Below are 23,283 nucleotides of genomic sequence, written 5' to 3' on the forward strand. Positions count from 1 at the left end.
GGCGCTCCTTACTTGGACGCGGGGGCAGCCGGGGCCGAGGCCGCAGCCGCGCCCACCTGCACCGGCGCGCCGGGGAAGAAGATGCGCGCCATGCCGTCCACGATCACCGGGTCTCCAGCAGCCAGGCCCTTGCTGATGATCCAGCCGTCGGCGAGCTGGTCACCCACCGTCACGGGCTTGGGCAGCGCCTTGCCGTCGGCCACCACGTAGACGAACTTGCCCTGCGGGCCTTCGAGCACGGCGCGCGTGGGCACACGCACCGCATTCGGCCGCTGCGCGCCCAGCAGGCGCACACGCACGAACTGGCCCGGCTTCAAGGCGCCATCGGGGTTGGGGATCTCCGCTTCGGCTTCCACGGTGCCGGTGGTGCCGGACACCCGCGTGTCGGAGAACAGCAGCTTGCCCTTGCGCGGATAGGTGCTGCCGTCGGCCAGCTTCACCTCGATGTCGAAGGCCTCGTGCTGCGGCAGCTGCAGCTGCCCGGCCGCGGACTCGGAGCGCCAGCGCATCTGGTCGGTGTCGGCAATGCCGAAGCGCACCTTGATCGGGTCGGTCTGCGTCACGGTGGTCAGCAGCACCTGCGGGCCGGACACCAGCGTGCCTTCGGACACCTGGGAGCGCCCGGCCTGGCCTGAGATCGGCGACTCCACCTTGGTGTAGCCGAGGTTGAGCGCGGCCTCGGCGCGCTGGGCCTGCGCGCGCTTGAGCTCCGCCCGTGCCACCGCTTCGGCCGACACCGCCTCGTCATAGTCGCGCTGGCTGGTGGCCTTGGCTTCCCACAGCGGCTTCAGGCGCGCCAGCGACCGGCTGGCCTGGCCCAGGCGAGCCTCGGCGGCGGCCACATCGGCATCGGCGCGGTTGAGCGCGGCCTGGAACGGTGCCGCATCCAGGCTGTAGAGGGACTGGCCCTTCTTCACCACGCCGCCTTCGCCGAAATTGCGCTTGAGCAGGATGCCCGACACCCGCGCGCGCACCTCCACGTCACGCGAGCCGGCCGTCTGCCCGACATACTCGAACACGGCGGGCAGGTTGCTCGCGGTGACCTTCTCCACCGCCACGGCCGCGGGGGGCGGGCCGCCGGCGCCCGGCGGGTTGGATCCTTCGGCCCGGCCGCAGGCGGCCAGCACGGCGGTCAGTACGAGCGGAGCGGCCACAACGGCCAGGCGATACGCGTGCATGCGCAATCCTCTTCCTTGATGGGTTCTGTGCGGCGGAGTTTACATACATGCGTGAATGTATGAATGACAGTAGGGTGAACCGCCAGCCGCGTTCCGGGTCGAACGCGGACAATTCATTACTCCACCACCCGAGCAGTCATGGTTCGCCGCACCAAGGAAGACGCCCTCGCCACCCGCCACCGCATCCTGGATGCGGCGGAGTTGCTGTTCCAGCGCTGCGGCGTGTCCCGGACCTCGCTGCACGACATCGCCCAGGCCGCCGAAGTGACCCGCGGTGCCATCTACTGGCACTTCAAGGACAAGGCCGACCTCTTCAACGCGATGATGGAACGCGCCAGCATGCCAATGGAGGAGTCGCTCGGCAAGTGCGGCGCATGCCCGGTCGGCGACGATCCGCTGGCCTTCATCGAGCGCCGCCTGGTGGAGGCGCTGCGCCTGACCGCCACCCATCCGCAGACACGGCGGGTGTTCGAGATCGCCACCCACAAGGTGGAGTACGTGGACGAGCTGCTGGCGGTGCGGGACCGCCACCTCGCCGGCCGCAACGAATGCCTGGCCGAGGTGGAACGCGAGCTCAAGTCGGCGATGCGGCGCGGGCTCATCGGCACCAAGGTGCCTGCACGCTCCATCGGCCTGGGGCTGCACGCGCTGGTGGACGGGCTGATCCAGAACTGGATGCTGGACCCCGAGGCCTTCGACCTCGTGCGGGTGGGCAAGCAGGTGCTGGCCACCTATCTCGCCGGCATCCGGACCACCGCGCCCGCCGACGCCTCGGTAAAGCGTTCTGCACGAAGCACCAAGCCGCTGCGGGCCGAGACTACGGGAGCGCCGATTGCTCCCTGAGCCAAGGTGAGACTTTTTGTTGCGGCCGGTCGGCCACACCCGAAGTCACCGCGTTGGGCCCCTTTCCTCCCCGGCTTGCCATGTCACCTGATCACACCGTTTTCCCGCTCCTGGGCCGAGTCGCCGGCGCTGCGCTGATGGCTGCCCTGGCACTGCCCGCTGCCGCGCTGCCGGCGCCCACAGCGCGTGCTGGAACGAGCGCGGCCAGTGCGCCGCGCCAGACCCCGGACGCCGCCCGCCTGGTGCAGTGGATCACCAGCTCGCGCGACAACCAGGCCCAGCCCTTCGCCATCATCGACAAGCGCAACGCCCGCCTGATGGTGTACGACGCCGGCGGCCGCCTGCGCGGCAGCGCACCGGTGCTGCTGGGGCTGGCGCGCGGCGACGACACCGTGCCCGGCATCGGCGAGAAACCGCTGTCGCAGGTGAAGCCGTCCGAGCGCACCACGCCCGCCGGCCGCTTCGTGGCCGAGCACGGCACCAACCTGCGCAAGGAAGACATCCTCTGGATCGACTACGACGCCGCCGTGTCGATGCACCCCGTGCTCACCACCAATGCGAAGGAGCGGCGCCTGCACCGGCTGGCCACGCCGGGCGTGGCCGACAACCGCATCTCCTATGGTTGCGTCAACGTGCCGAAGGCCTTTTTCTCCAACGTGGTGCTCAAGACGCTAAGCACCGAACGCCCGTTGATCTACGTGCTGCCCGAGACCCGCTCGCTGACCGCCACCTTCCCCGGCCTGGCCGCCACCCGGGTGGCCGGCACGCGCGCCGGGCTGGCCAGCGCCGCACCACCCTCTTCGCGCAAACAATGAAAAAACCGGGCCGAGGCCCGGTTTTCTTTTGGGCCAGGGCCCTTTGCGATCAGCCGCGGTCGGCGCGAGCGCTGCGGCGCGAGCTGCGCGAGCCCGACGCGGTGGACGAGGTGTCGGTGCTGGAGCCGGTGGCCGAGCTGGACGTGTCCGTGCTGCTGCCGGAGGTGGTGGTGCTGCCCATCGTGGAGCTGGTGCTGCTGGGCGTGGAGCTCGTCGTGCCGGCAGTTCCGGTGGTCCCCGTCGTGCCGCTGGTGGTGGACGAGGTGCCCGAGGTGCCGGTGGCCGTGCTGGACGTGTCGGTGCTGGTGCCCGAGGAGCTGGTGCCCGAGGTGCCCACGCTGCCCGACGTGCTGCTGTTGGCGGGGTTCGCGGTGCCCGGCGTGGCGCTGGTCGCACTGGGGTTGGTGGCGGTGTCGGTGCCCGGGCCGGGGCTGGAGGTGGACGTGCCGGTGCTGGTGGAGCCGGAGGTGCCGGAGCCCGAGGTGCCCCCGGTGCTGCCGGACTGCGCAAAGGCCACGCCAACGGCAGCAGCCAGTGATGCGGCGGCTGCGGCGACGGCCAGCTTCTTGGAAATTGGGTTCATCTTGAAGACTCCTGTTGCGGAAGGATGGAAGGATGGGTTCGATGCTCGCTACAGAGTCGCTCCCCGGAAATGGAAGACGCGCCAAAGTCTCGGCGTAACCGAATCGGCAACCCCTGTGCCCAAGCCTGTAACCGGGTTCCCAAATGCATGAGCAGATGCAAACAGCGCGCCTGCCACGGGGGCGACCGGCATGAAAGAATCGGCGGCTCATGACCCTGAGTCGACGCCTGCTGCTGCTGATGCTCGCCGTGCTGCTGCCCACGGCAGCGCTGTTTGCATGGATCGTCGTCGCCACCTACCAGCGCGAGCTCGACAGCGAACGCCAGCACCTGCGTGAAACCGTGCATGCGCTGGCCCTGGTGGTGGACCGGGAGCTGGACAAGCGCAGCGCCGTGGCCCGCACCCTGGCCATCACCTCCGGCATCCAGGAGGGCGACCACCGGCGTTTCTACGACGAGGCGCAGGCGGCCACCCAGGGCACCGGCGACTGGGTGGTGCTGGTGGACGACCAGAACCAGCTGGTGGACACCTCGGTGCCCTTCGGCAGCGGGCTGCCGGCGCGTGCGGACGGCTCGGGCAGCCCCCGGACCGAAGGGGCCACCGGCGTGTCCAGCCTGCGCCTGGACCCGGCCACACGCACCCGCGTGATCACCGTGTTCGCGCCGGTGCCGCGGGTGGTGCCGGCGCACTTCCAGGTCGGCGTGGTATTCACGCCCGCCGCACTGCAGGCCATCCTCACCGAGCAGCGCCTGCCCGCCGGGTGGGTGGCCGCGATCGTGGACCGCGAATACACCGTCGTGGGCCGCACACCCGACCCGCAGGCCTGGGTGGGCAAACCGTCCCAGCCCGACCTGGTGGCCGCGGTGCAGGAGCGTCCCGAAGGCTTCATCGAGTCGATGGCGCTGGACGGCATTCCGGTGCGCGCCTTCTTCAGCCGCTCGCCTGCCCATGGCTGGACCGTGATCATCGGCGTGCCGCAGGCGCGCCTGACGGCGGCCGCCAGGCGGGCGGCCTGGACGGCCGGCATCGCTGCCGCCGCGCTGGCCGCCTTTGCGTCCGGGCTGGCGATCTGGAGCGCAGGCCGCATCCGCCGCCCGATCGAGGCGCTGGAGCGCGCCGCGCAGGAGCTGGCGCGCGACCGCACCCCGGCGCTCGAACCCACCGGCCTGGTGGAAGCCGACGCCGTGGGGGCCGCCCTGCATCGCGCCGGCGTGCAGGCCGCGCAGATCAACGACATGCTGGAGCGGCGGGTGGCGGCCGCCCTGGCGCAGGCCCGGCAGGCGCAGGCCCGCAGCGAGGAACTGCAGCGCGTGCTCGCGGAGGAGCTGCTGCAGCTGATCGCCGACAACCTGCCCGTGCTGATCTCGTACGTCGACCGGGAGATGCGCTACCGCCTCAACAACCGCGCCTATGAAACCTGGTTCGGCCAGCCGCGCGAGCAGATCACCGGCCGCCTGGTGCAGGACGTGTGCGGCCCCGCCAACTGGGAGCAGCTGCAGCCGCGCATGCAGGCCGCGCTGGCCGGCAAGGCGCAGCTGTTCGAGGTGCAGCTGCACTACCCCGGCGTGGGCCCGCGTTGGGTGGAGATCAGCTACATCCCGCACCGTGCGCCCACCGGCGCGGTGGAGGGCGTTGCAATCCTGGTGCACGACGTGTCCGCCCGGCGCGCCGCGCATGAAGCGCTGCGCCGTGACGAAGAGGCGCAACGCCTGCTGCTCGCCTTGCAGGACGCCGGCCGCGGCCAGCGCGACCCGCTGCAGCTGCAATCGGACATCGTGTCGCTGGTGGGCCGGCATTTCGCAGTGAGCCGCTGCACCTACGGCGAGGTGGATCCCAGCGAGGAGACGCTGCACATCGCGCGCGATCACAGCGACGGTGTGGCGCCGCTGCCCGCCAGCCATCGCCTGGCAGACCTGGCGGCCGGCCTGCTGGCCGACATGAAGGCCGGCCGCACCGTGGCCATCGCTGACCTGGCACAGGACCCGCGCACCAGCGGCCCGGTGCAGCGCCAGGCCTTCGAAGCCCTGCAGGCCCGGGCCATGCTCTGTGTGCCGCTGGTCAAGGAGGGCCGGCTGGTGGCCGCGCTGATGCTGCTGCACCAAGCCGTGCGGCCCTGGGAGCCGGCCGACATCGCGCTGGTGGAGCAGGTGGCGGAACGCACCTGGTTCGCGGTGGAGGCGGCACGCGCCGAGGCCCAGCTGCTCGAGAGCCGCAATGTGCTGTCGCTGGCCATGCGCGGCGGCCGCATGGGAGCCTGGTCGCGCGACCTGCTGACCGAGCGGGTGTGGTGGAGCCGGGAGCTGGAGGAGATCTTCGGCCTGCCGCCGGGCGGCTTCCATGGCACCACCAGCACCTTCCGCAGCATGGTGCACCCGGACGACCGGCCGGCGATGGAGGCCGCCATCGGCGCAGCGCTGCAAAACCGCGAGGACTATGCGGTCGAGTTCCGTTTCCGCCACGCCGACGGCCAGTGGCGCTGGATGGAAGGCCGCGGCCGCGCGGTGTACGGCCCCGATGGCCGGCCCACCATGCTGTACGGCCTGGGCATCGACATCACCGCCCGCAAAGGCACCGAGGAGGAGCTGCGGCGCCTGAACGCCGAGCTGGCCGAAGCCGACCGGCGCAAGGACGAATTTCTTGCCACCCTGGCGCACGAGCTGCGCAATCCGCTGGCGCCCATCACCAATGCGCTGGAGGTGCTGCGCCTGAAGAACCCGGTGGACCCGGCCGTGCGCTGGACCCGCGACGTGATCGACCGCCAGGTGCGCCAGATGACCCGGCTGGTGGACGACCTGCTCGACGTGGCCCGCATCACGCGCGGGCGCATCGAGCTGCGCATCGAGCGGGTGGACGCGGCGGCCATCGTGCAAGGTGCAGTGGAAGCCGCGCGCCCCTTCATCGATGCCTCCGGCCACACGCTGGAGGTGCAGCTGCCGCACGACACGCTGTGGCTGGACGCCGACCCGACGCGCCTGACCCAGGTGCTGCTGAACCTGCTGAACAACGCCGCGAAGTACACCCCGCGCGGCGGCCACATCCGTGTCAGCGCCGGGTGCGAAGACGCGCAGGCGGTGCTGCGCGTGCGCGACACCGGCATCGGCCTGGCGCCCGAGCACCTGCCCACGGTGTTCGAGATGTTCTCGCAGGTGGCGCCCGCGCTGGAGCGGTCCCAGGGTGGGCTGGGCATCGGCCTGGCATTGGCCCGGGGCCTGGTGGAGCTGCACCGCGGGAGCATCGAGGCGCACAGCGCCGGCGCGGGCCAGGGCAGCGAATTCGTGGTGCGCCTGCCGCTGCCGGCCGGCGCCGCCGAGCCCGGCGCAAGCATCGCACCGGGGCCGGGCGGGCAGGCGCCCGTGCTGCGGGTGCTGGTGGTCGACGACAACCGGGATGCCGCCGAGAGCCTGGCCATGATCCTGGAGCTCACCGGCCACGAGGTCGCGCTGGCCCACGACGGCCCCACCGCGCTGGACCTTGCGCTGCGTTTCCTGCCTGACCTGGTGCTGCTGGACATCGGCATGCCCGGCATGAACGGTTACGAGGTGGCGCGCCGGCTGCGCGCCCAGCCTCACGGCCAGCGCATGGTGCTGGCCGCCTTGACGGGCTGGGGCCAGCGCGAGGACAAGCAGCGCGCGATCCAGGCCGGCTTCGACCACCACCTCACCAAGCCGGCGGACGGGGCGCGCCTGGATGCGGTGCTGTCCTCGGCCAGCGCCGCGATGGCATCACGCGCGGTGCAGCAGGGCTGACCCCAGCGTCGGCGGGCGGCCGCGCAGCCTCTGATGCGGCGCGAAGGCTGGTTAGCCGCGCTGTGTGCAGCCCGGTGCCTGCCACCAGCGCGGCAGCAGGCGCTGCACTGCCGGGCGCAGGAAGCGGTCGTCCAGCAGGTGCACCACGCCGCGATCCTGCGGGGTGCGGATCACCCGGCCTGCGGCCTGCACCACCTTCTGCAGGCCGGGGTAGAGGTAGGTGTAGTCGAAGCCGGTGCCGCAGAGCTGGTCGATGCGGCGCCGGATCTGCTCGTTCACCGGGTTCACCTGCGGCAGGCCCAGGGTGGCGATGAAGGCGCCGATCAGCCGGTCACCCGGCAGGTCGATGCCCTCGGCGAACGAGCCGCCCAGCACCGCGAAGCCGATGCCGCGGCCACCGGGCGCAAAGCGCGCCAGGAAGGCGGCCTGCTGCTCCTCGGTCATGCCGCGCGACTGGCGCCACACCGGCACGTCGGCGTGAGACGCCGTGAACAGCTCGGCCACCTGCTCCAGGTAATCGAAGCTGCTGAAGAACGCGAGGTAGTTGCCCGGCTGCACCGCGTACTGCGCCGCCATGCGCTGCACGACCGGCGCCAGAGACGTGCCGCGGTGCTGGAAGCGGGTGGAGATGTCGCCGGCGATCTGCACCGACAGCTGGTGCGCCGCGAAGGGCGAGGCCACGTCCACCACCGCCGTGTCCTCGGGCAGGCCCAGCAGTTCGCGGTAGTAGCCGGCCGGGTGCAAGGTGGCGGAGAACAGCGTCACCGTGTGGGCCGCCTGGAAGCGCGGCTTCAGGAACGGCGCGGGGATCACGTTGCGCAGGCACGGCACGCAGCCGCCGCGCGGCGTGCGGGTCAGGTCGAACAGCGAATGCTCGTCGAAGGACTCGGCCAGCCGGGTGAACTGCAGCGCATCGAAGTAGAAGGCCTGCAGCGCAGCGTCCACCGCGGTCGGGTGCTCGGCCAGGTGGTCGGTGATGGCGGCCAGCGCCTGCTGCAGCGCCTCGATCAGCGTGGTGGGCAGCGGCTGCACGGCGTAGTCGCCCTCCAGCCCGGCGGACAGCTCGCGCCACTGGCGCTGCACCCGGCCCAGCGGCCGCTTCAGCGCCGCCGGCGCGCCGCGCCGCGCCAGCGCAAACCCGCCGGGGTCGAGCTGTGCGCTGTACATGGCGCGGGCCCGCTCCACCAGGTTGTGCGCCTCGTCCACCAGCACTGCCACGCGCCAGCCTTGCACGTTGGCCAGGCCGTGCAGCAGCGCGGCGGAATCGAAGTAGTGGTTGTAGTCGCCCACCAGCAGGTCGCTCCAGCGTGCCAGCTCCTGGGTCAGGTAATACGGGCAGACCTCATGGGCCAGCGCCAGGCTGCGCACGGCCGCCCGGTCCCACACCGGCACCGCCAGAGCCGCTTCACGCGCGGCGGGCAGGCGGTCGTAGAAGCCCTTCGCCAGGGGGCAGGCCTCGCCATGGCAGGCCTTGTCGGGGTGCTCGCAGGCCTTGTCGCGCGCCACCAGCTCCAGGGTGCGCAGCGGCAGCGCCGGATCGGCCTGGCGCATCAGGGCCACCGCGTCCAGCGCGAGCGCACGGCCGGAGGTCTTGGCGGTGAGGAAGAACACCCGGTCCAGCGCCTGCCCCGGCGCGGCCTTCAGCAGCGGGAACAGGGTGCCCACCGTCTTGCCGATGCCGGTGGGCGCCTGCGCCATCAGGCAGCGGCCGGAACGCGCCGCGTTGTACACGGCTTCGGCGAGCGGCCGCTGGCCCTCACGAAAGCCCGCATGCGGAAAGCGCAGCTGCTGCAAGGCGGTGTCGCGGGCGCCGCGGTGGGCCAGCTCATGCTCGGCCCAGGCCAGGAAGGCCGCGCAGCGCTGTTCGAAGTGCTGCCGCAGCTGGTGTGCAGTGCACTGTTGTGTGAACACCGTCTCGCGCTGGCTGCCCACGTCGAAGTACACCAGCGCGAGCTCGATGTCCGGCAGCCCTTTCGACTCGCACAGCAGCCAGCCGTACACCATGGCCTGCGCCCAGTGCAGCGCACGATGGTTTTCCGGCAGGCGGTCGATGCGGCCGCGGAAGGTCTTCACCTCCTCGAGCCGGTTGCGGCCCGCGTCATAACCGTCTGCGCGGCCACGCACCCGCAGCGGCCCGAATTCGCCGCACAGCGGCAGCTCCGCCTGGTAGCCCGGGCCACGGCGCGCGGCCACGACCTGGTGGCCTTCGATGCCCTGCAGCGCCGTGGGCGCCGGCGTGAAGCGGAGATCGAGGTCGCCGTGCTTGGCGGTGAATTCGCACAGCGCACGGACGGCGACAGTGTAGGAGGGACTGTTCAAACATCCAGTCTAGCGTGCAAAGTGCATCAGGTTCAGCGCCCGCCTGCCGATAAGACGCTAACGTGATCACGATGCCACCGAATGGCCAGCAGTACGAGTGAGACCGCCCCGCTGGAGGCTGCGCGCAACGCGCTGGCCGATGGCCGCATGGACGACGCCAGCCGCCACGCCGAGGCGGCCTTCGCCGCCCTGCCCGACGGCTCCGACGCGCGCGCCGAAGCGGGCTACCTGCTCTGCATGGCGCACTACCGGCTCGGGCGCTGGGCGGCCGTGCTGCAGGCAGGCGAACAGGCGCTGCCGCTGCTGGAAGCACCGGACCAGATGGCCCGCCGGGTGGAGGTGCGGCGCTGGATGACGCTGGCTGCCTGCGAGACCGGCCGCTTCGACCTCGGCCTGTACAGCGCCAACGAATCCTGCCGGCTGGCCGAAGCCGCCGGGGACCGGGCCCAGCTGGCCCTGTCGCTGGTGGCGCTGGGCATCTGCATCGAACGCATGGGCGACCCCTGGCAGGCGCACCGCCTGATGGAGGAAGCACGCACCCTGATGCAGGGCGTGGACGACCCCAACACGCAGTGCGTGATCCTCAACAACCTGTGCGCCGCCTACATCGGCGCCTTCTACCTGCTGCGCGACGGCGGCAGCCGCACGGAGGTGACGGCGGTGCTGCGTTCGGCCGAAGCGCACGCCCGCGAAGCCATGCCACTGGTGGCGCGTGTGCCCGGCAATCCCTTCTTCGCGGCCATCCTGGAAGGCAACCTGGCCGAGGCGCTGCTGCACCTGGGCGAGACGGCCGAAGCCGAGCAACTGCTCACCACCGCACTGCGGCGGGTGACCGAACAAGGCAACGCCACACGCAGCTGGCGCATCCGCTATGCCACGGGCGAGCTGCTGCTGGCCCGCGGCGACGCCGGGCAAGCCAGCCGCCAGCTCGAGGCCCTGTGCGCCGAGATGGCTGGCAGCGAGCAGACCAACACCCTCACCCGCGTGCACGACGCGCTCTACCGCGGCTGGCGCGCCCTGGGCGACCCCGCACGCGCGCTGCTGCACCTGGAGCGTTATGAAGCGCTGGAGCGGCGGCGCGTGGTGGCGCAGCTGCAGGCGCAGTCGCGCCTGTTCGTCACGCGCGTGGAGGCCGAACGCGCCCGCCTGGAGGTGCAGGTGGAGCGCCTGCGGGCGGCGGAGTTCGAAGCGGATGCGCAACGCGACCAGCTCACCGGGCTGGGCAACCGGCGCTACCTGGACAAGCGCATGCCCGCCCTCTTTGCCGCGGCGGCCAACGGTGGCCAGCCACTCACCGCTGCGCTGATCGACCTGGACCACTTCAAGCTTGTGAACGACCGCTTCGGCCATGCCACCGGCGACCGCGTGCTGGTGAAGATCGCCGACCTGCTGCGCGACAACACCCGCGGCAACGACGTGGTGGCGCGCCTGGGCGGCGAGGAGTTTCTGATCGTGCTGGCCGACACCGCCCTGCCGGTGGCGCAGGAGGTGTGCGAGCGCCTGCGCGCGCAGGTGCAGGCGCACGATTGGGCCGGCCTGGCGCCCGGCCTCAGCGTGACCCTGAGCATCGGGCTGTCCACCGCGCCGCCCTACGACCTGCAGGCCTTGACGCAGGCCGCCGATGCGGCGCTGTACCGCGCGAAAAGTGGCGGGCGCAACCGCGTGATGGTGTGAGGACGGCCGAAGCGGCAGCCCAGCGTGTGGGCCGCTGGAGGATGTGGCGCTCCATGTCCCCCCAGAACGCCCGCCCCCACGGCGTCACGGCCGTACGGCGATCTCGTTCTTCACCGACTTCACGCCGTTGACTTTGCGCGTGAGGCTCTCTGCCGTGGTGCGTTCGGTGGCGTTCTTGGCAAAGCCCGACAGCATCACGGTGCCGTTCAATGTCTCGACGTGCATGTTGGATGCATCGACGTCCTTGTTGTCGACGAAGCGTGCCTTCACGGCGGTGGTGATGGCCGCGTCGTCCACGTAGGCGCCTACGCTCTCCTGGCCGCGCGTCACCGCGCAGCCGGTGGTGGCAATGAGCAGGACGGCCGCCAGGGTGGCGCCGATGCCGACAGTTCGAATGTTGTTCATGCTGGCTCCGATGAAAGGTACAGCATGGGGCCGGCGATGCGGCTTGTCGGTGCGCCAGCGCACAGTCCACATGGCGCCGCGTGCGAGGGCAGCGCTGGCTCAGCTGGCCGGCGTGGCAGGCAGCAGCCGGTCGGTCTCGCGCTTGACGACGCTGTAGCACTCGCAGACGTGCGTCTCCAGTGCCGGCCGGTCCAGCACCGTGATGTGGCCGCGCCGGTAGCTGATGATGCCGGCGTCCTGCAGGTGGCCGGCGGCTTCGGTGACACCCTCGCGGCGCACGCCCAGCATGTTGGCGATCAGCTCCTGCGTCATCACCAGTTCGTTGCCCGGCAGGCGGTCCAGGCTGAGCAGCAACCAGCGGCACAACTGCTGCTCCAGCGAGTGGTGGCGGTTGCACACCGCCGTCTGCGCCATCTGCGTGATCAGCGCCTGCGTGTAGCGCAGCAGCAGGTGCATGGTGGGGCCTGCCAGCTCGAACTCCTGCTTCAGCACGTGGGCGCCCAGGCGCAGGGCTTCGCCCTTGCTCTGCACCACAGCCCGGCTGGGGGTGCTGCCCCCGCCCATGAACAGCGAGATACCGACCACGCCTTCGAAGCCCACCACCGCGATCTCGGCCGAGGCGCCGTCGGCCAGCATGTACAGCAGCGACACGATGGCGGTGGTGGGGAAATACACGTGGTTGAGCTGGACGCCCGATTCATACAGCACCGCGCCCAGCGGCAGCTCGACCGGCTCCAGGTGTGGCGACAGGCGCTCCCAGGCGTCGCGGGGAAGGGCCTGCAGCAGGCGGTTGTGGCTTGCCGCGGTCGGCATCGGTTCTGGCATGAAGGCTCCATCGACGCCGGCAGGTGCGAAGGCACTCTGGCCGGCGGCGGCAGGCCCATCATGGGCCCCTGCTAAGTACGGTAGTGCACAGACGCCCGGCTGTGGGCGGGCACACACTCCCCGCATGGACATTCACGGCCTCGCGGCAGCACCACCGCCTTTCGAACCCTTCTTCCACAGCGGCACGGGGGCCCTGCGCTTCTGGGTGCTGCAGGCGGATGGGCAGTACATCGGCGCCACCATCACGAAGCAGACGCTGCACTACTGCTTCCATGCCGACAGCAACGGCGACAACGCGATCGGCACCTACGAGGTGAACCGCCAGCGCATCGACGACGCCGTGCGGCGCCGCTCGGCCGCCGGTTCGCGCGAGCCGGTGATGCTGCGCGACGCGGACGTCACCGCCCCTCAAGCGCCCGGGCCGTGAAAGCGGGGAAATGCAGGCTCAGCGTGCCTTGGCGCCCGGCCCGGCATCGCCGCCGGAGTAGCAGCCACAAGCCCAGGCCCGCAGGGCCGGCCGGTCCGTCACGGTGATGTCACCGCGCCGGTAACGGATGATGCCCTCGCGCTGCAAGGCAGAAGCCGCATTGGTCACGCTCACCCGGCGTACGGCCAGGGTGCGGGCGAGCGAATCCTGGGTCAGGTGAAAGTGCTCGCTGTGCAGCCTGTCCTGCACCAGCAGCAGGCTGCGCGCCAGACGCGCAACCACCGAGTGGAAGCGCACGCAAGCGGGTTCGCCCGCCAGCTGCGACAGCTGAGCCTGGAGATAACCGGCCATGACGCGCCGCAGGCCCGCACTCGAGGCGAGCTCACGGCGCAACGCGACGACGGGAACGCGATAGGCCTGCCCTGCCACCCGCACCACCGCCTGCAGGGTGGCCGCCTGCAGGCCCAATGCCAGTTCGACGGCCAGCATGCCTTCACGCCCGATCAGGCCCACCTCGAATGAAGGCCCGAGGGCTGCATCGGTGAGCAACGAGATCGCACCGCTGGTGGGAAAGACCGCCTCGTGCAACGGCTCGCGGGGCTTGCACAACACCGCATCGGCCACCAGCTCCATCGGCCGGCACGCGGCCAGCAGGCGTGCACGATCGCGCGCGGCAAGCGCGTCGATGAGGGTATTGCGCCCTTCAGCGGGGCGGGGTGTGGCAGCCATCGTGCATCCTGCACGCGAATGGCAGCGCACTTCCGTCTGGCAGCGAACAGAGCGCCGGGCTCATGGTGCGGCATCGCACCGATGTTCTCTGGCCGCCCTTGAAATGCATGGGCCTGCCGATGCAGGCGCGCGTGCTGATGCGGCCGCTGGATGTTCAGCGGCCGGCCACCGAGGAGACATAGCGCGCCAGCGTGGCGATCTGCTCTTCCGTGAGCAGGGCCTTGTAGGACGGCATGCTGCCCAGGCCGTTGCGCAGCGCGGTGGCCACCCGTTGTTCGTCGGGCCTCAGCTCGTCCAGTACCGGGCCGACGGCGCCTTCACTGCCCGCGTCCTTCAAGGTATGGCACACCGCGCAGGCCGGTTGAGCGCCCGCTTGGAACAGCTTGCGGCCCACGTCCAGCGACGCCGGCTCAGCGGCTTGTGCGACGCCAGCCCACAAGACCGCGGCAGCACCGGCCAGCGCGCCGACCTGCTGCTTCCACCGTGCTGCGCCGCCACGCGGGCCGAGCGCCAGCCCTGAAGCCAGCGCGCGCCGGCCGCGCGGCGCCGGCCTGTTCATGCCACCGTGACCTTCACTGCGTGGTCGGCCCAGCTGTTGTTGTTGTAGCCGCCCACGTTTTCCAGGCGCTGCTCCGGCTGCACGTTGCCGGCCGCGTCGGTGGCCCGGCTGGCAATCACATGCGTGCCTGCGGCCAAGTCCACCGGCAGCGCAAACTGGCGCCAGGCGTACTTGCCCAGGTCGGGCCCCACGAGCTTGGCGTCACGCCAGCTGCGGCCGCCGTCGACGCTGACCTCCACGCGCTTGATCGGGCTGCCGCCGCTGAAGGCCACGCCGGTCACCATGGTGCGCCCTGCCTTGGCCGGCTCTTCGCCGCCGGGGGTGTTGACCCAGGACTTCACCTGCATCTCCAGCACCGAGGGCTGGCTCGGGTCCGCCTTGCCGCCAGGAGGCGTGATGCGGTAGCCGTGGCTCATGATCTTGGCATCTGACTCGCTGGCCGCGAACGCCAGGCGCTGCAGGTACTTGATGTTGTTGACGCCGCTGTAGCCCGGCACGATCAGGCGCAGCGGAGCGCCGTGCGCCAGCGAGAGCGGCGCGCCGTTCATCTCCCAGGCCAGCAGCGCGTCGCCCATGGCGGACAGCGGCAGCGAGCGCTCGACCACCACGGTCTTCGGGTCCACGCCATCGGGCAGCTTTTCGCCGCCAGTGCCGGTCATGAAGCGCATGCCGCTGGCCACCCCACCCAGGGCTTCCACCACGGCGCGCACCGGCACGCCGCTCCACAGCACGCAGCCGGCGGCGCCCACCTGCCACGGCGTGCCACTGGGCTTGCTGGCGAAGTAGCCGCGGCCGTTGCCGGAGCACTGCAGCACGGTGGCGACCGTCTCGACGCCCAGGCTTTTCAGTTCAGCCAAGGTCAGCTTGCGCGGGTTCTTCACGCCGTCGACCCACAGCTCCCAGGCATCGCGGTTCGCCAGGATGGCGGCGTCCGGTGGCGGCAGGTTGTTGCGCACATACAGGCGCTCGCCGGGGGTGATGACACTGGTGCCGAAGGCGGAGCGCTTGGTCTCGATCGTGTTGCTGGTGTGCACGATCAGGCTGTTGCTGTCCTTCCACGCCGCGTAGCCGGGCAGCGGCTTGGCCTGCGGCGCGGCGGGGGCGGCAGACGCCGCGGCCGCTGCAGCGGGAGCCTGGGCACGGGCCTGCAAGGCGAAGGCGCCTGCGCCGGCAGCCGCCAACGCACTGGCACTCCCCGCCAACATCTGGCGTCGGCGGGGGGACTTGAGGTTCTCGGTCATGTGAGCGGATCTCCCGATGGATGCTGCGGCCAGCGCCGCCGTGGTCTTGGTCGTGGTCCCCGGCTTGGCCGGAGGCGGGCGAATACTACCGGTGTGTCTTCAAAAGTAAATCGCCGGCGGCGTGACAGAAAGTAACCACGCCGGCTCTCCGCTCAAGGAAGGGCCTGCGCCGCCGTTCGATCGGGCAGTGCCAGCGGAGCAAGGACGAAGTGCTTGGCCTGCTCGGGTGCGCCCGATTGATTCACAGCTTCTGAGCCCTCCGCGCTATTTCGATTGCAGGTGCGACAGTCGGCGGTGGGCGGCCTGCTTGGAAACTCCCAGCGCTTCCGCGATCTCGGACCATGACCATCCTTGGCGAAGCGCCGAATGGACGGCCTTTGCCTCCAGGTCGTCTGCCATCCGGCGCAAGCCCAGCACGGCAGCCAGCGCATCGGCCGTCTGGCGTGGATCGGGAAGACTCTTCGGGAGCCGCATGTCGTCAACAATAGCTGACGCGGCGGCGGTCGTCAACGAATGTTGACGGTGAGCGGTTGTGCGAAACATCGACCGCGTTCCGGACGACGAAGCCAAGCATCCTGCCAGGCATCAAAATCCGCAAAGCAAAAAGGACAGTCACCGCGAAGCGACTGTCCTTTTTGAGGTTTTTGGCGGAGTGGACGGGACTCGAACCCGCGACCCCCGGCGTGACAGGCCGGTATTCTAACCAACTGAACTACCACTCCGCAGTGGCAGCCGCATTTCGGATTACTCCGCAAGCGCAGCCAAACTTGGCGTCCCCTAGGGGATTCGAACCCCTGTTACAACCGTGAAAGGGTCGTGTCCTAGGCCTCTAGACGAAGGGGACTTAATCCTTCACCAACTTGAACCGCGCGCCACCGCCCTTTCGGGTTTTGGTGGAGGTAAGCGGGATCGAACCGCTGACCTCTTGCATGCCATGCAAGCGCTCTCCCAGCTGAGCTATACCCCCTCCGGAATTCCAAAAATCTGAAACTCTTCAGGAACAACGCTGTTCAAGCGAGACCGCGATTATAGGCAGACTTTTAATGAGTCTGCAAGCGGCTCAAAACTTCTTCGCGTGAGAACAACTCGAGCACCGCATCGAGCGATGGCGTCTGCGCACGGCCGCACACCAGCACGCGCACGGGCGCTGCCAGCTGCGGCATCTTCAAGCCGTGTTCGGCCAAGGTCTCCTTGATGCATTGGCTGATGGCCGCCTTGTTCCAGTCGCAATGCATCAGACGGGCATGCAGTGACTGCAAGGCCGGCTTCACCGCATCGGTGATGTGTGTTGCCCGATCCCCCTCCGAAGGCGACACGGCGCTGAAGTACATCGCCAGCCAGTCAGCCAGCTCCACCGTGGTGGCGCAACGGTCCTTGAACAGGCCGCACATGCGCGCCAGCCGCTCGTCAACGGGCGCTGTGACACCGCGCCTGGACAACTGCAAGGTGACCATGGGGGCCAGCACGCCATCGTCGGTGTGCTTCAGGTGCTGCGCGTTCACCCAGCGCAGCTTGGCCTCGTCGAACTGGCCCGCGCTCTTGCCCAGGTGATCGAGGTTGAACCACTCGATCAGCTGCTCGCGCGAGAAGATTTCGTCGTCGCCATGGCTCCAGCCCAGGCGCGCCAGGTAGTTCACCACCGCATCAGCGAGGAAGCCGTCCTCGCGGTACTGCGTGACCGGCTTGGCGCCATGGCGCTTGCTCATCTTCTCGCCCTGCTCGTTCAGCACGGTGGGCAGGTGCGCATACACCGGCGGCTCCTTGCCGAGCGCACGGAAGATGTGGATCTGACGCGGTGTGTTGTTCACATGGTCGTCGCCGCGGATCACGTGCGTGATCGCCATGTCGATGTCGTCCACCACGACACAGAAGTTGTAGGTCGGTGTTCCATCCGGCCGCGCGATCACCAGGTCGTCGAGCTCGTCGTTGCTGAACTCGATGCGGCCCTTCACCTTGTCGTCCCAGCTGACGCTGCCGCCGATCGGGCTCTTGAAGCGGATGACCGGCTGCACGCCTTCGGGTACCGGCGGCAAGGTCTTGCCGGGTTCGGGGCGCCAGGTGCCGTCGTAGCGCGGCTTTTCCTTGTTGGCCATCTGGCGCTCGCGCAAGGCGTCGAGCTCCGCCGTGCTCATGTAGCAGTGGTACGCCAGGCCTTGCTGCAGCATCTGCGCCAGCACTTCCTTGTAGCGGTCCATGCGCTGCATCTGGTAGTACGGGCCTTCGTCATGGTCCAGGCCCAGCCACTGCATGCTCTCCAGGATGACGTCCACCGCGGCCTGCGACGAGCGCTCCAGGTCGGTGTCCTCGATGCGCAGGATGAAGGTGCCCTTGTTGGCGCGCGCAAAAGCCCAGGGGTACAGGGCCGAGCGGATGTTGCCCAGGTGGATGAAGCCGGTGGGGCTGGGGGCGAAGCGGGTGCGTACGGGCGAGGTCATGCGGTCAGGGTGCTCAGGCCTCGTGCGAGGTCGGCCTGGATGTCGGCGATGTCGTCCAGGCCCACGGCCACGCGGATCATGCCCTGCGTGATGCCGGCGGCCAGGCGCTGGTTTTCGGTGACCCGGCCGTGCGAGGTGCTGGCCGGGTGGGTGATGGTGGTCTTGGTGTCGCCCAGGTTGGCGGTGATGGAGCAGATGCGCGTCGAGTCGATCACATGGAAGGCGTTCTTGCGGCCCGCCTCGGCGCCCTCGCCTTTCACGATGAAGGACACCACCGCACCGCCTGAGCCGCCTTGCTGTGCCATGGCCAGCTCATGCTGCGGATGGGACTTCAAGCCGGGGTAGTACACCCGCGCCACCTGCGGCTGCGCCTCCAGCCACTCGGCCAGTTGCAGGGCGCGTGCGCTCTGGGCTTGCATGCGGATGCTCAAGGTTTCCATGCCCTTGAGCACCACCCACGCATTGAAGGGCGACAGGCTCATGCCGGCGCTGCGCATCACGGGCACGAACTTCTCGTTCACGATGGCCGCCGATGCACACAGCGCGCCGGCGATCACGCGGCCCTGGCCATCCAGGTACTTGGTGCCCGAATGCATGATGATGTCAGCGCCAAGGGCCGCGGGCTTTTGCAGCGCGGGCGAGCAGAAGCAGTTGTCCACCGCGAGCAGCGCGCCGTTGGCATGCGCGATCTCGGCCAGCGCGCGGATGTCGCACACCTCGGTGAGCGGGTTGGTCGGGCTTTCTGCGAACAGCAGCTTGGTGTTGGGCTGCACGGCCGCGGCCCAGGCGCCCACATCGCTTTGCGGCACGAAGGTCGTCTGCACGCCGAACTTGCCGAACTCGCCCTGCAGCAGCTTGATGGTGGAGCCGAACACGCTTTGCGAGCAGATCACATGGTCGCCCGCTTTCAGCAGCGCCATCACCAGCAGCAGGATGGCCGACATGCCGCTGCTCGTGCCGATGCAGGCCTCGGTGCCTTCCAGCGCCGCCAGGCGGCGCTCCATCATGGTGACGGTGGGGTTGGAGAAACGGCTGTAGACAAAGGCCTCTTCTTCATTGGCGAACCGGGCGGCCGCGGTGGCTGCATCGGGATGCACGAAGCTGCTGGTGAGGAACAGCGCTTCCGAGTTCTCGCCCCAGGGGGACGGCGGCAGGCCCTCGCGCACCGCCAGCGTGTCCAGGCGCACGTCGGCCGGCAGGTCCACCCGCGGCAATGTCTTCTTGGTGGGTTCAGCCATCAGGTGCCCTCCGTGGCGTTCTGCAGCGCCAGGCGCGAGCGGTCGCCGCCCTCTTCTTCCTCGCCTTGCGAGCTGCGCTGCGTGGCCATGGCGGCGAAGTCGGCGGCGGTGACATCAGCACCGGTGACATACACGCCGTCGAAGCAGGAGGCCTCGAAGCCACTCAGCCTGGGGTTCAGCGCCTTCACCACGCGCTTCATCGCGTCCACGTCCTGGTAGATCAGCGCATCGGCGCCGATGAACTCGCGGATCTCCTCGATGCTGCGCTCGTGGGCGATGAGCTCGCTCTTGGTGGGCATGTCGATGCCGTACACATTGGGGTAGCGCACCGGCGGCGCGGCCGACGCCATGTAGACCTTGCGGGCGCCCGCTTCGCGCGCCATCTGCACGATCTCCTTGCTGGTGGTGCCGCGCACGATGGAGTCGTCCACCAGCAGCACGTTGCGGCCCTTGAATTCGGAGGCGATGGCGTTGAGCTTCTGGCGCACCGACTTCTTGCGCACGCCCTGCCCGGGCATGATGAAGGTGCGGCCGACGTAGCGGTTCTTCACGAAGCCTTCGCGATAGGGCTTGCCGATCTTGTGGGCCAGCTGCATGGCCGACGGCCGGCTCGATTCGGGGATCGGGATCACCACGTCGATCTCGTTGGGCGGCATGGTGGAGATGACACGTTGCGCCAGCGTCTCACCCATGTTCAGGCGGGCCTGGTACACCGAGATGCCGTCCATCACCGAATCGGGCCGGGCCAGGTACACGAACTCGAACATGCAGGGGTTGAGCGTGGGTGATTCCGCGCACTGCTGGGCGTGGATGCGGCCTTCCATGTCGATGAAGATGGCTTCGCCCGGGGCCACGTCGCGCACCACCTTGTGGCCGGTGCCTTCGAGCGCCACCGTCTCGCTGCCGACCATGATCTCCATGCCCTCGGGTGTCTGCACCTCGCCGAAACACAGCGGGCGAATGCCGTAGGGGTCGCGGAAGGCCAGCAGTCCGTAGCCCGCGATCAGCGAGATCACCGCATACGAGCCCTTGATGCGCTTGTGCACCTCGCCCACCGCGCGAAAGATCGCCTCCGGCGTGAGCGGCAGGTCGCGCGCGCTGCGCTCCAGCTCATGCGCCAGCACGTTGATCAGCACCTCGGTGTCGCTCTCGGTATTGATGTGGCGGCGGTCGATGTCGAACAGCTCCTGCTTCAGCGCAGTGGCATTGGTGAGGTTGCCGTTGTGCACCAGCACGATGCCGAAGGGCGCATTCACATAGAAGGGCTGTGCTTCTTCCTCGCTGTAGGCGTTGCCCGCCGTCGGATAGCGCACCTGGCCCAGCCCCACCGTGCCGGGCAGGCCGCGCATGTTGCGGGTGCGGAACACGTCGCGCACCATGCCGCGCGCCTTGTGCATGAAGCACTTGGTGCCCTGCATGGTGACGATGCCGGCGGCGTCCTGGCCGCGGTGCTGCAGCAGCAGCAGCGCGTCATAGATCAGCTGGTTGACCGGCGCCTTGGAAATCACTCCGACGATGCCACACATACTTCGGTCCTCGAAAAACGATCGATCACGCGGGCAGGTGCCGAGCGACTTCGCTCGGCAGTACCGGCTTCAATTGCTGCAACAGGGCGTCCAGCCATGCCGCGCCATGCGATTCGCCCCACGCCGGCGACCTTCTCACTGGCGTCATGGCCACCAAGGTGGCGACGACCAGCAGCAATACCAGCCCGCGCAGGAAGCCGAACACCGCACCCAGCAGGCGATCGACCACGCTGAGGGGCGAGGCGGTCACCGCCATGCGGATCAGGCGCGCAGCCAGGCCCCACACGATGAGCGCCAGGATGAAGGTGACGGCGAACGCCGCCGCGTGGTTCACCGCGGAGCCCGGCGCACCCACCGGCAGATGCTCCGCCATGGCGGGCGAGAACCACTGTGCCGCGAAATAGGCCGCCACCCAGCCCAGCAGCGACAGCACCTCGAACACCAGCCCGCGCCACAGCCCGATCAGCACCGACAGGCCGAGGACCGCCAGCAAAACCCAGTCGACGGTGCCCAGGGCGTCCATGGCGCTCAGAGCGTGAGCACGGCCGACGCGAGCCCGGCGGACTTGATCTTCGCCGCGGCCTTGTCGGCCTCGTCGCGCGAGCTGAAAGGCCCCACCCGCACGCGGATGCGCTTGCCGCTGTCGGTGTCCACGCTTTGCGTGTAAGTCTTCAGGCCCAGCTTCTCGACCTTCACGCGTGCCTCGCGGGCCGCGGTGGCCTCTGCGAAGGCGCCCACCTGCACGATGAAACGCCCCGGTGCCGTATCGGCGGCGGGCTTGCCTTCGAGCAAGGCCTTTGCACGCGCTGCATCGTCGGGTGTGGCAGCGGGCTTGGCGGTCGTGGCATGGCTGGCGGCGGCCACCGGCTTGTCGGCGGCCGGCTTGGCGGGCTTGTCCGCCGGCGGCTTCTCAGCGGTCGGCTTGGGCGTGGAGGCCGCCTGCGCCACCACCGGCGCGGTTGCGGCGGGCGGTGTCACGTCGCGCCCCGCATCGGCCGGGCTTTCCACGATCACCGGCGCGCTGGCCGCAGCGGGCCGGGGGTCGGCTGCCGTCCTGGACGCCGCCGGCGCCACGGCCACGCGCGGTGCGGGCAGTTGCAGCGGCGGCGCGGTTTCCTTGCGGGGGATCTCGATCGGCAGGTCCACCGGAATCGGACGCGGTTGGGTCTCGAACAGCAGCGGGAAGCCGATGATGCCGATGCCGAGCAGCACCACGGCGCCGATCAGGCGCTGGCGGGCCCGCGTGCGGGCCTGCTGCACTGCATCGGCCGACTCGCTGGCGGGCGCATTGCGCCGCGTGCGTGCCGCAGGTGCCGCGTCGGCGTCTTTGTCTTTGCGTTGGAAGAAGGACTTGAGACCCATGCGTGGCGCAAAGCTCGGGGAGGGTGAGGCGGCCCGTTGCAGGCCACAGGCAGGGAGCGACAGAAGCGGGCCGTCAGCCGACGTGAGGAGCGCTCAGCCGAGGCAGACCGTCCTTCAACACGCCACCCACGGTGTAGAACGAACCGAAGACCACGATTCTATCAGCGGGGTCTGCTGCGGCGACCGCTGCCCGCAGGGCGTCCGCAGGGCTGGCGTGGCAATGCACCGGCACTTCGCGGCCCGCGCTGGCCGCCTCGGCCACCGGGCGCAGCGCCTCGGCGGTGGCCGCACGCGCGATCGGCAGGTCGGTGAGGTGCCAGGCGTCCACCAGCGGTGCCACGGGCTTCAGCACGCCAGCCAGGTCCTTGTCGCGCATGGCGCCGAACACCGCATGGGTGCGCGGATAGAAGCCCATCTGGTCCAGGTTCTGCGCCAGCACCGCCACCGCCTGCGGGTTGTGGCCCACGTCCAGCACCAGCACCGGCTGTCCGGCCACGATCTGGAACCGGCCCGGCAGCTCCACCAGTGCCAGCCCGGTGCGAACCGCCTGCGCCGTGATGGGCAGGCGCTGGTGCAGGGCCTCAAAGGCTGCCAGTGCGCCGGCGGCATTGAGCAGCTGGTTGGCGCCGCGCAGCGCCGGATACGCCAGCCCGGCATAGCGGCGCTGGCGCCCGGTCCAGCTCCATTGCTGACGGTCGCCGGTGAAATGGAAGTCGCGTCCGCTCACGCGCAAGTCGGCGCCGATCTCGCGCGCACGGTCCAGCAGGCTTTGCGGCGGCTGGGGGTCGCTGCACACCGCCGGCCGGCCGGTGCGCAGGATGCCGGCTTTCTCGCGGCCGATGCTCTCGCGGTCCGGCCCGAGGTATTCGGTGTGGTCCAGCGCGATGCTGGTCACCACCGCGCAGTCGGCATCGATGACGTTCACCGCATCCAGCCGGCCGCCCAGGCCCACCTCCAGGATCACGAGATCGAGTTCGGCCTGCGACAGCGCGCGCAGGATGGCCAGGGTGGTGAACTCGAAGTAGGTGAGCGTGGTGCCCTCGCGCGCCGCTTCCACCGCCTCGAAATGCGGCAGCAGCGCGTCGGCGGCCACCGGCGCGCCGTTGAGCCGGCAACGTTCCTCGAAGTGCACCAGGTGCGGCTTGATGTACAGGCCCACCCGGTAGCCCGCCTGCAACGCGATCGACTCCAGCATCGCGCAGGTGGAACCCTTGCCGTTGGTGCCCGCGACCGTGATCACCGGCACCTCGAAGCACAGGCCCAGCCGGTCCCGCACGGCGGCCACGCGGTCAAGGGTCATGTCGATCGTCACCGGATGCAGGCGCTCGCAATGGGCCAGCCAGTCGTCCAGGGTCTGCGGATGGGAAGTCATCGGTTC

The 23,283-nt window shown here is 69.6% G+C and carries 20 protein-coding genes and 3 tRNA genes; 5 read left to right on the forward strand and 18 right to left on the reverse strand.

The window, feature by feature from the left end; genetic code table 11:
* Positions 1 to 8: 8 nt before the first annotated feature.
* Complete coding sequence (locus VPH43_RS03415; protein ID WP_328576256.1) at positions 9 to 1,178, reverse strand: efflux RND transporter periplasmic adaptor subunit; 1,170 nt, start codon at positions 1,176 to 1,178, stop codon at positions 9 to 11.
* Between the two features lie 138 nt (positions 1,179 to 1,316).
* Between VPH43_RS03415 and VPH43_RS03420 the strand changes: the two genes are divergently transcribed.
* Both VPH43_RS03420 and VPH43_RS03425 read left to right on the forward strand, forming a co-directional pair.
* Positions 1,317 to 2,021 carry a TetR family transcriptional regulator gene (locus VPH43_RS03420; protein ID WP_328576257.1) on the forward strand — a complete coding sequence of 235 codons (705 nt, stop codon included), beginning with the start codon at positions 1,317 to 1,319 and terminating at the stop codon, positions 2,019 to 2,021.
* Between the two features lie 137 nt (positions 2,022 to 2,158).
* Positions 2,159 to 2,836 (forward strand): L,D-transpeptidase, encoded by a 678-nt coding sequence (locus VPH43_RS03425; protein ID WP_328576258.1) that lies wholly within the window; start codon positions 2,159 to 2,161, stop codon positions 2,834 to 2,836.
* A gap of 49 nt (positions 2,837 to 2,885) precedes the next feature.
* Here the strand turns inward: VPH43_RS03425 and VPH43_RS03430 are convergent, their stop codons facing one another.
* The gene (locus tag VPH43_RS03430; RefSeq protein WP_328576259.1) at positions 2,886 to 3,419 is read right to left on the reverse strand and encodes a hypothetical protein; all 534 of its coding nucleotides are present in this window, start codon (positions 3,417 to 3,419) and stop codon (positions 2,886 to 2,888) included.
* 209 nt (positions 3,420 to 3,628) lie between these two features.
* Between VPH43_RS03430 and VPH43_RS03435 the strand changes: the two genes are divergently transcribed.
* Positions 3,629 to 7,165 carry a PAS domain-containing protein gene (locus VPH43_RS03435; RefSeq protein ID WP_328576260.1) on the forward strand — a complete coding sequence of 1,179 codons (3,537 nt, stop codon included), beginning with the start codon at positions 3,629 to 3,631 and terminating at the stop codon, positions 7,163 to 7,165.
* Between the two features lie 51 nt (positions 7,166 to 7,216).
* Here VPH43_RS03435 and VPH43_RS03440 read toward each other — a convergent pair whose 3' ends face one another.
* Positions 7,217 to 9,484, reverse strand: coding sequence for an ATP-dependent DNA helicase (locus tag VPH43_RS03440; RefSeq protein WP_328576261.1), 2,268 nt, complete (start codon positions 9,482 to 9,484; stop codon positions 7,217 to 7,219).
* 81 nt (positions 9,485 to 9,565) lie between these two features.
* On the opposite strand from VPH43_RS03440, the gene VPH43_RS03445 reads away from it, so the two are divergent.
* Complete coding sequence (locus tag VPH43_RS03445; protein WP_328576262.1) at positions 9,566 to 11,158, forward strand: GGDEF domain-containing protein; 1,593 nt, start codon at positions 9,566 to 9,568, stop codon at positions 11,156 to 11,158.
* An 84-nt stretch (positions 11,159 to 11,242) separates the two neighbouring features.
* On the opposite strand, the gene VPH43_RS03450 is transcribed toward VPH43_RS03445, so the two are convergent.
* The gene (locus VPH43_RS03450; protein WP_328576263.1) at positions 11,243 to 11,563 is read right to left on the reverse strand and encodes a BON domain-containing protein; all 321 of its coding nucleotides are present in this window, start codon (positions 11,561 to 11,563) and stop codon (positions 11,243 to 11,245) included.
* Positions 11,564 to 11,662: 99 nt separating this feature from the next.
* Positions 11,663 to 12,388: a Crp/Fnr family transcriptional regulator gene (locus VPH43_RS03455; RefSeq protein WP_442909197.1), complete on the reverse strand. Its 726-nt coding sequence runs from the start codon at positions 12,386 to 12,388 to the stop codon at positions 11,663 to 11,665.
* Positions 12,389 to 12,512: 124 nt separating this feature from the next.
* Here VPH43_RS03455 and VPH43_RS03460 point away from each other — a divergent pair, with 124 nt between their 5' ends.
* A complete protein-coding gene (locus VPH43_RS03460) occupies positions 12,513 to 12,815 on the forward strand; it encodes a DUF1488 family protein (protein WP_328576264.1) in 303 nt (100 codons plus the stop codon).
* Between the two features lie 18 nt (positions 12,816 to 12,833).
* Here VPH43_RS03460 and VPH43_RS03465 read toward each other — a convergent pair whose 3' ends face one another.
* The 13 genes from VPH43_RS03465 to folC form a co-directional block, all read right to left on the reverse strand.
* Complete coding sequence (locus VPH43_RS03465) at positions 12,834 to 13,544, reverse strand: Crp/Fnr family transcriptional regulator (protein WP_328576265.1); 711 nt, start codon at positions 13,542 to 13,544, stop codon at positions 12,834 to 12,836.
* Positions 13,545 to 13,698: 154 nt separating this feature from the next.
* Positions 13,699 to 14,103 carry a SorU family sulfite dehydrogenase c-type cytochrome subunit gene (sorU, locus tag VPH43_RS03470; RefSeq protein WP_328576266.1) on the reverse strand — a complete coding sequence of 135 codons (405 nt, stop codon included), beginning with the start codon at positions 14,101 to 14,103 and terminating at the stop codon, positions 13,699 to 13,701.
* On the reverse strand, positions 14,100 to 15,344 hold the full coding sequence (gene sorT / locus VPH43_RS03475) for a SorT family sulfite dehydrogenase catalytic subunit (protein WP_328576267.1): 1,245 nt from the start codon (positions 15,342 to 15,344) through the stop codon (positions 14,100 to 14,102). Before sorT ends, sorU begins: the two co-directional genes overlap by 4 nt.
* Before the next feature lie 264 nt (positions 15,345 to 15,608).
* Positions 15,609 to 15,854, reverse strand: coding sequence for a helix-turn-helix domain-containing protein (locus tag VPH43_RS03480; RefSeq protein ID WP_328576268.1), 246 nt, complete (start codon positions 15,852 to 15,854; stop codon positions 15,609 to 15,611).
* Positions 15,855 to 15,989: 135 nt separating this feature from the next.
* Positions 15,990 to 16,066, reverse strand: a tRNA-Asp gene (locus VPH43_RS03485).
* A 46-nt stretch (positions 16,067 to 16,112) separates the two neighbouring features.
* Positions 16,113 to 16,188, reverse strand: a tRNA-Glu gene (locus VPH43_RS03490).
* Positions 16,189 to 16,235: 47 nt separating this feature from the next.
* Positions 16,236 to 16,311: transfer RNA gene (locus tag VPH43_RS03495), tRNA-Ala, on the reverse strand.
* 73 nt (positions 16,312 to 16,384) lie between these two features.
* Positions 16,385 to 17,779: a glutamate--tRNA ligase gene (gene gltX / locus VPH43_RS03500; RefSeq protein ID WP_328576269.1), complete on the reverse strand. Its 1,395-nt coding sequence runs from the start codon at positions 17,777 to 17,779 to the stop codon at positions 16,385 to 16,387.
* Positions 17,776 to 19,017, reverse strand: coding sequence for an O-succinylhomoserine sulfhydrylase (locus VPH43_RS03505; protein WP_328576270.1), 1,242 nt, complete (start codon positions 19,015 to 19,017; stop codon positions 17,776 to 17,778). The genes gltX and VPH43_RS03505 overlap by 4 nt, the downstream gene beginning before the upstream one ends.
* Positions 19,017 to 20,543 (reverse strand): amidophosphoribosyltransferase, encoded by a 1,527-nt coding sequence (gene purF, locus VPH43_RS03510; protein WP_328576271.1) that lies wholly within the window; start codon positions 20,541 to 20,543, stop codon positions 19,017 to 19,019. Before purF ends, VPH43_RS03505 begins: the two co-directional genes overlap by 1 nt.
* Before the next feature lie 25 nt (positions 20,544 to 20,568).
* On the reverse strand, positions 20,569 to 21,066 hold the full coding sequence (locus tag VPH43_RS03515) for a CvpA family protein (protein WP_328576272.1): 498 nt from the start codon (positions 21,064 to 21,066) through the stop codon (positions 20,569 to 20,571).
* A gap of 5 nt (positions 21,067 to 21,071) precedes the next feature.
* Complete coding sequence (locus VPH43_RS03520) at positions 21,072 to 21,905, reverse strand: SPOR domain-containing protein (protein ID WP_328576273.1); 834 nt, start codon at positions 21,903 to 21,905, stop codon at positions 21,072 to 21,074.
* Positions 21,906 to 21,978: 73 nt separating this feature from the next.
* A complete protein-coding gene (gene folC, locus VPH43_RS03525; protein WP_328576274.1) occupies positions 21,979 to 23,277 on the reverse strand; it encodes a bifunctional tetrahydrofolate synthase/dihydrofolate synthase in 1,299 nt (432 codons plus the stop codon).
* Positions 23,278 to 23,283: the final 6 nt, after the last annotated feature.

Origin of the sequence: Ideonella sp. BN130291, from assembly GCF_036231905.1 — a bacterium.
Taxonomy (GTDB): Bacteria; Pseudomonadota; Gammaproteobacteria; order Burkholderiales; family Burkholderiaceae_C; genus CAMLIZ01.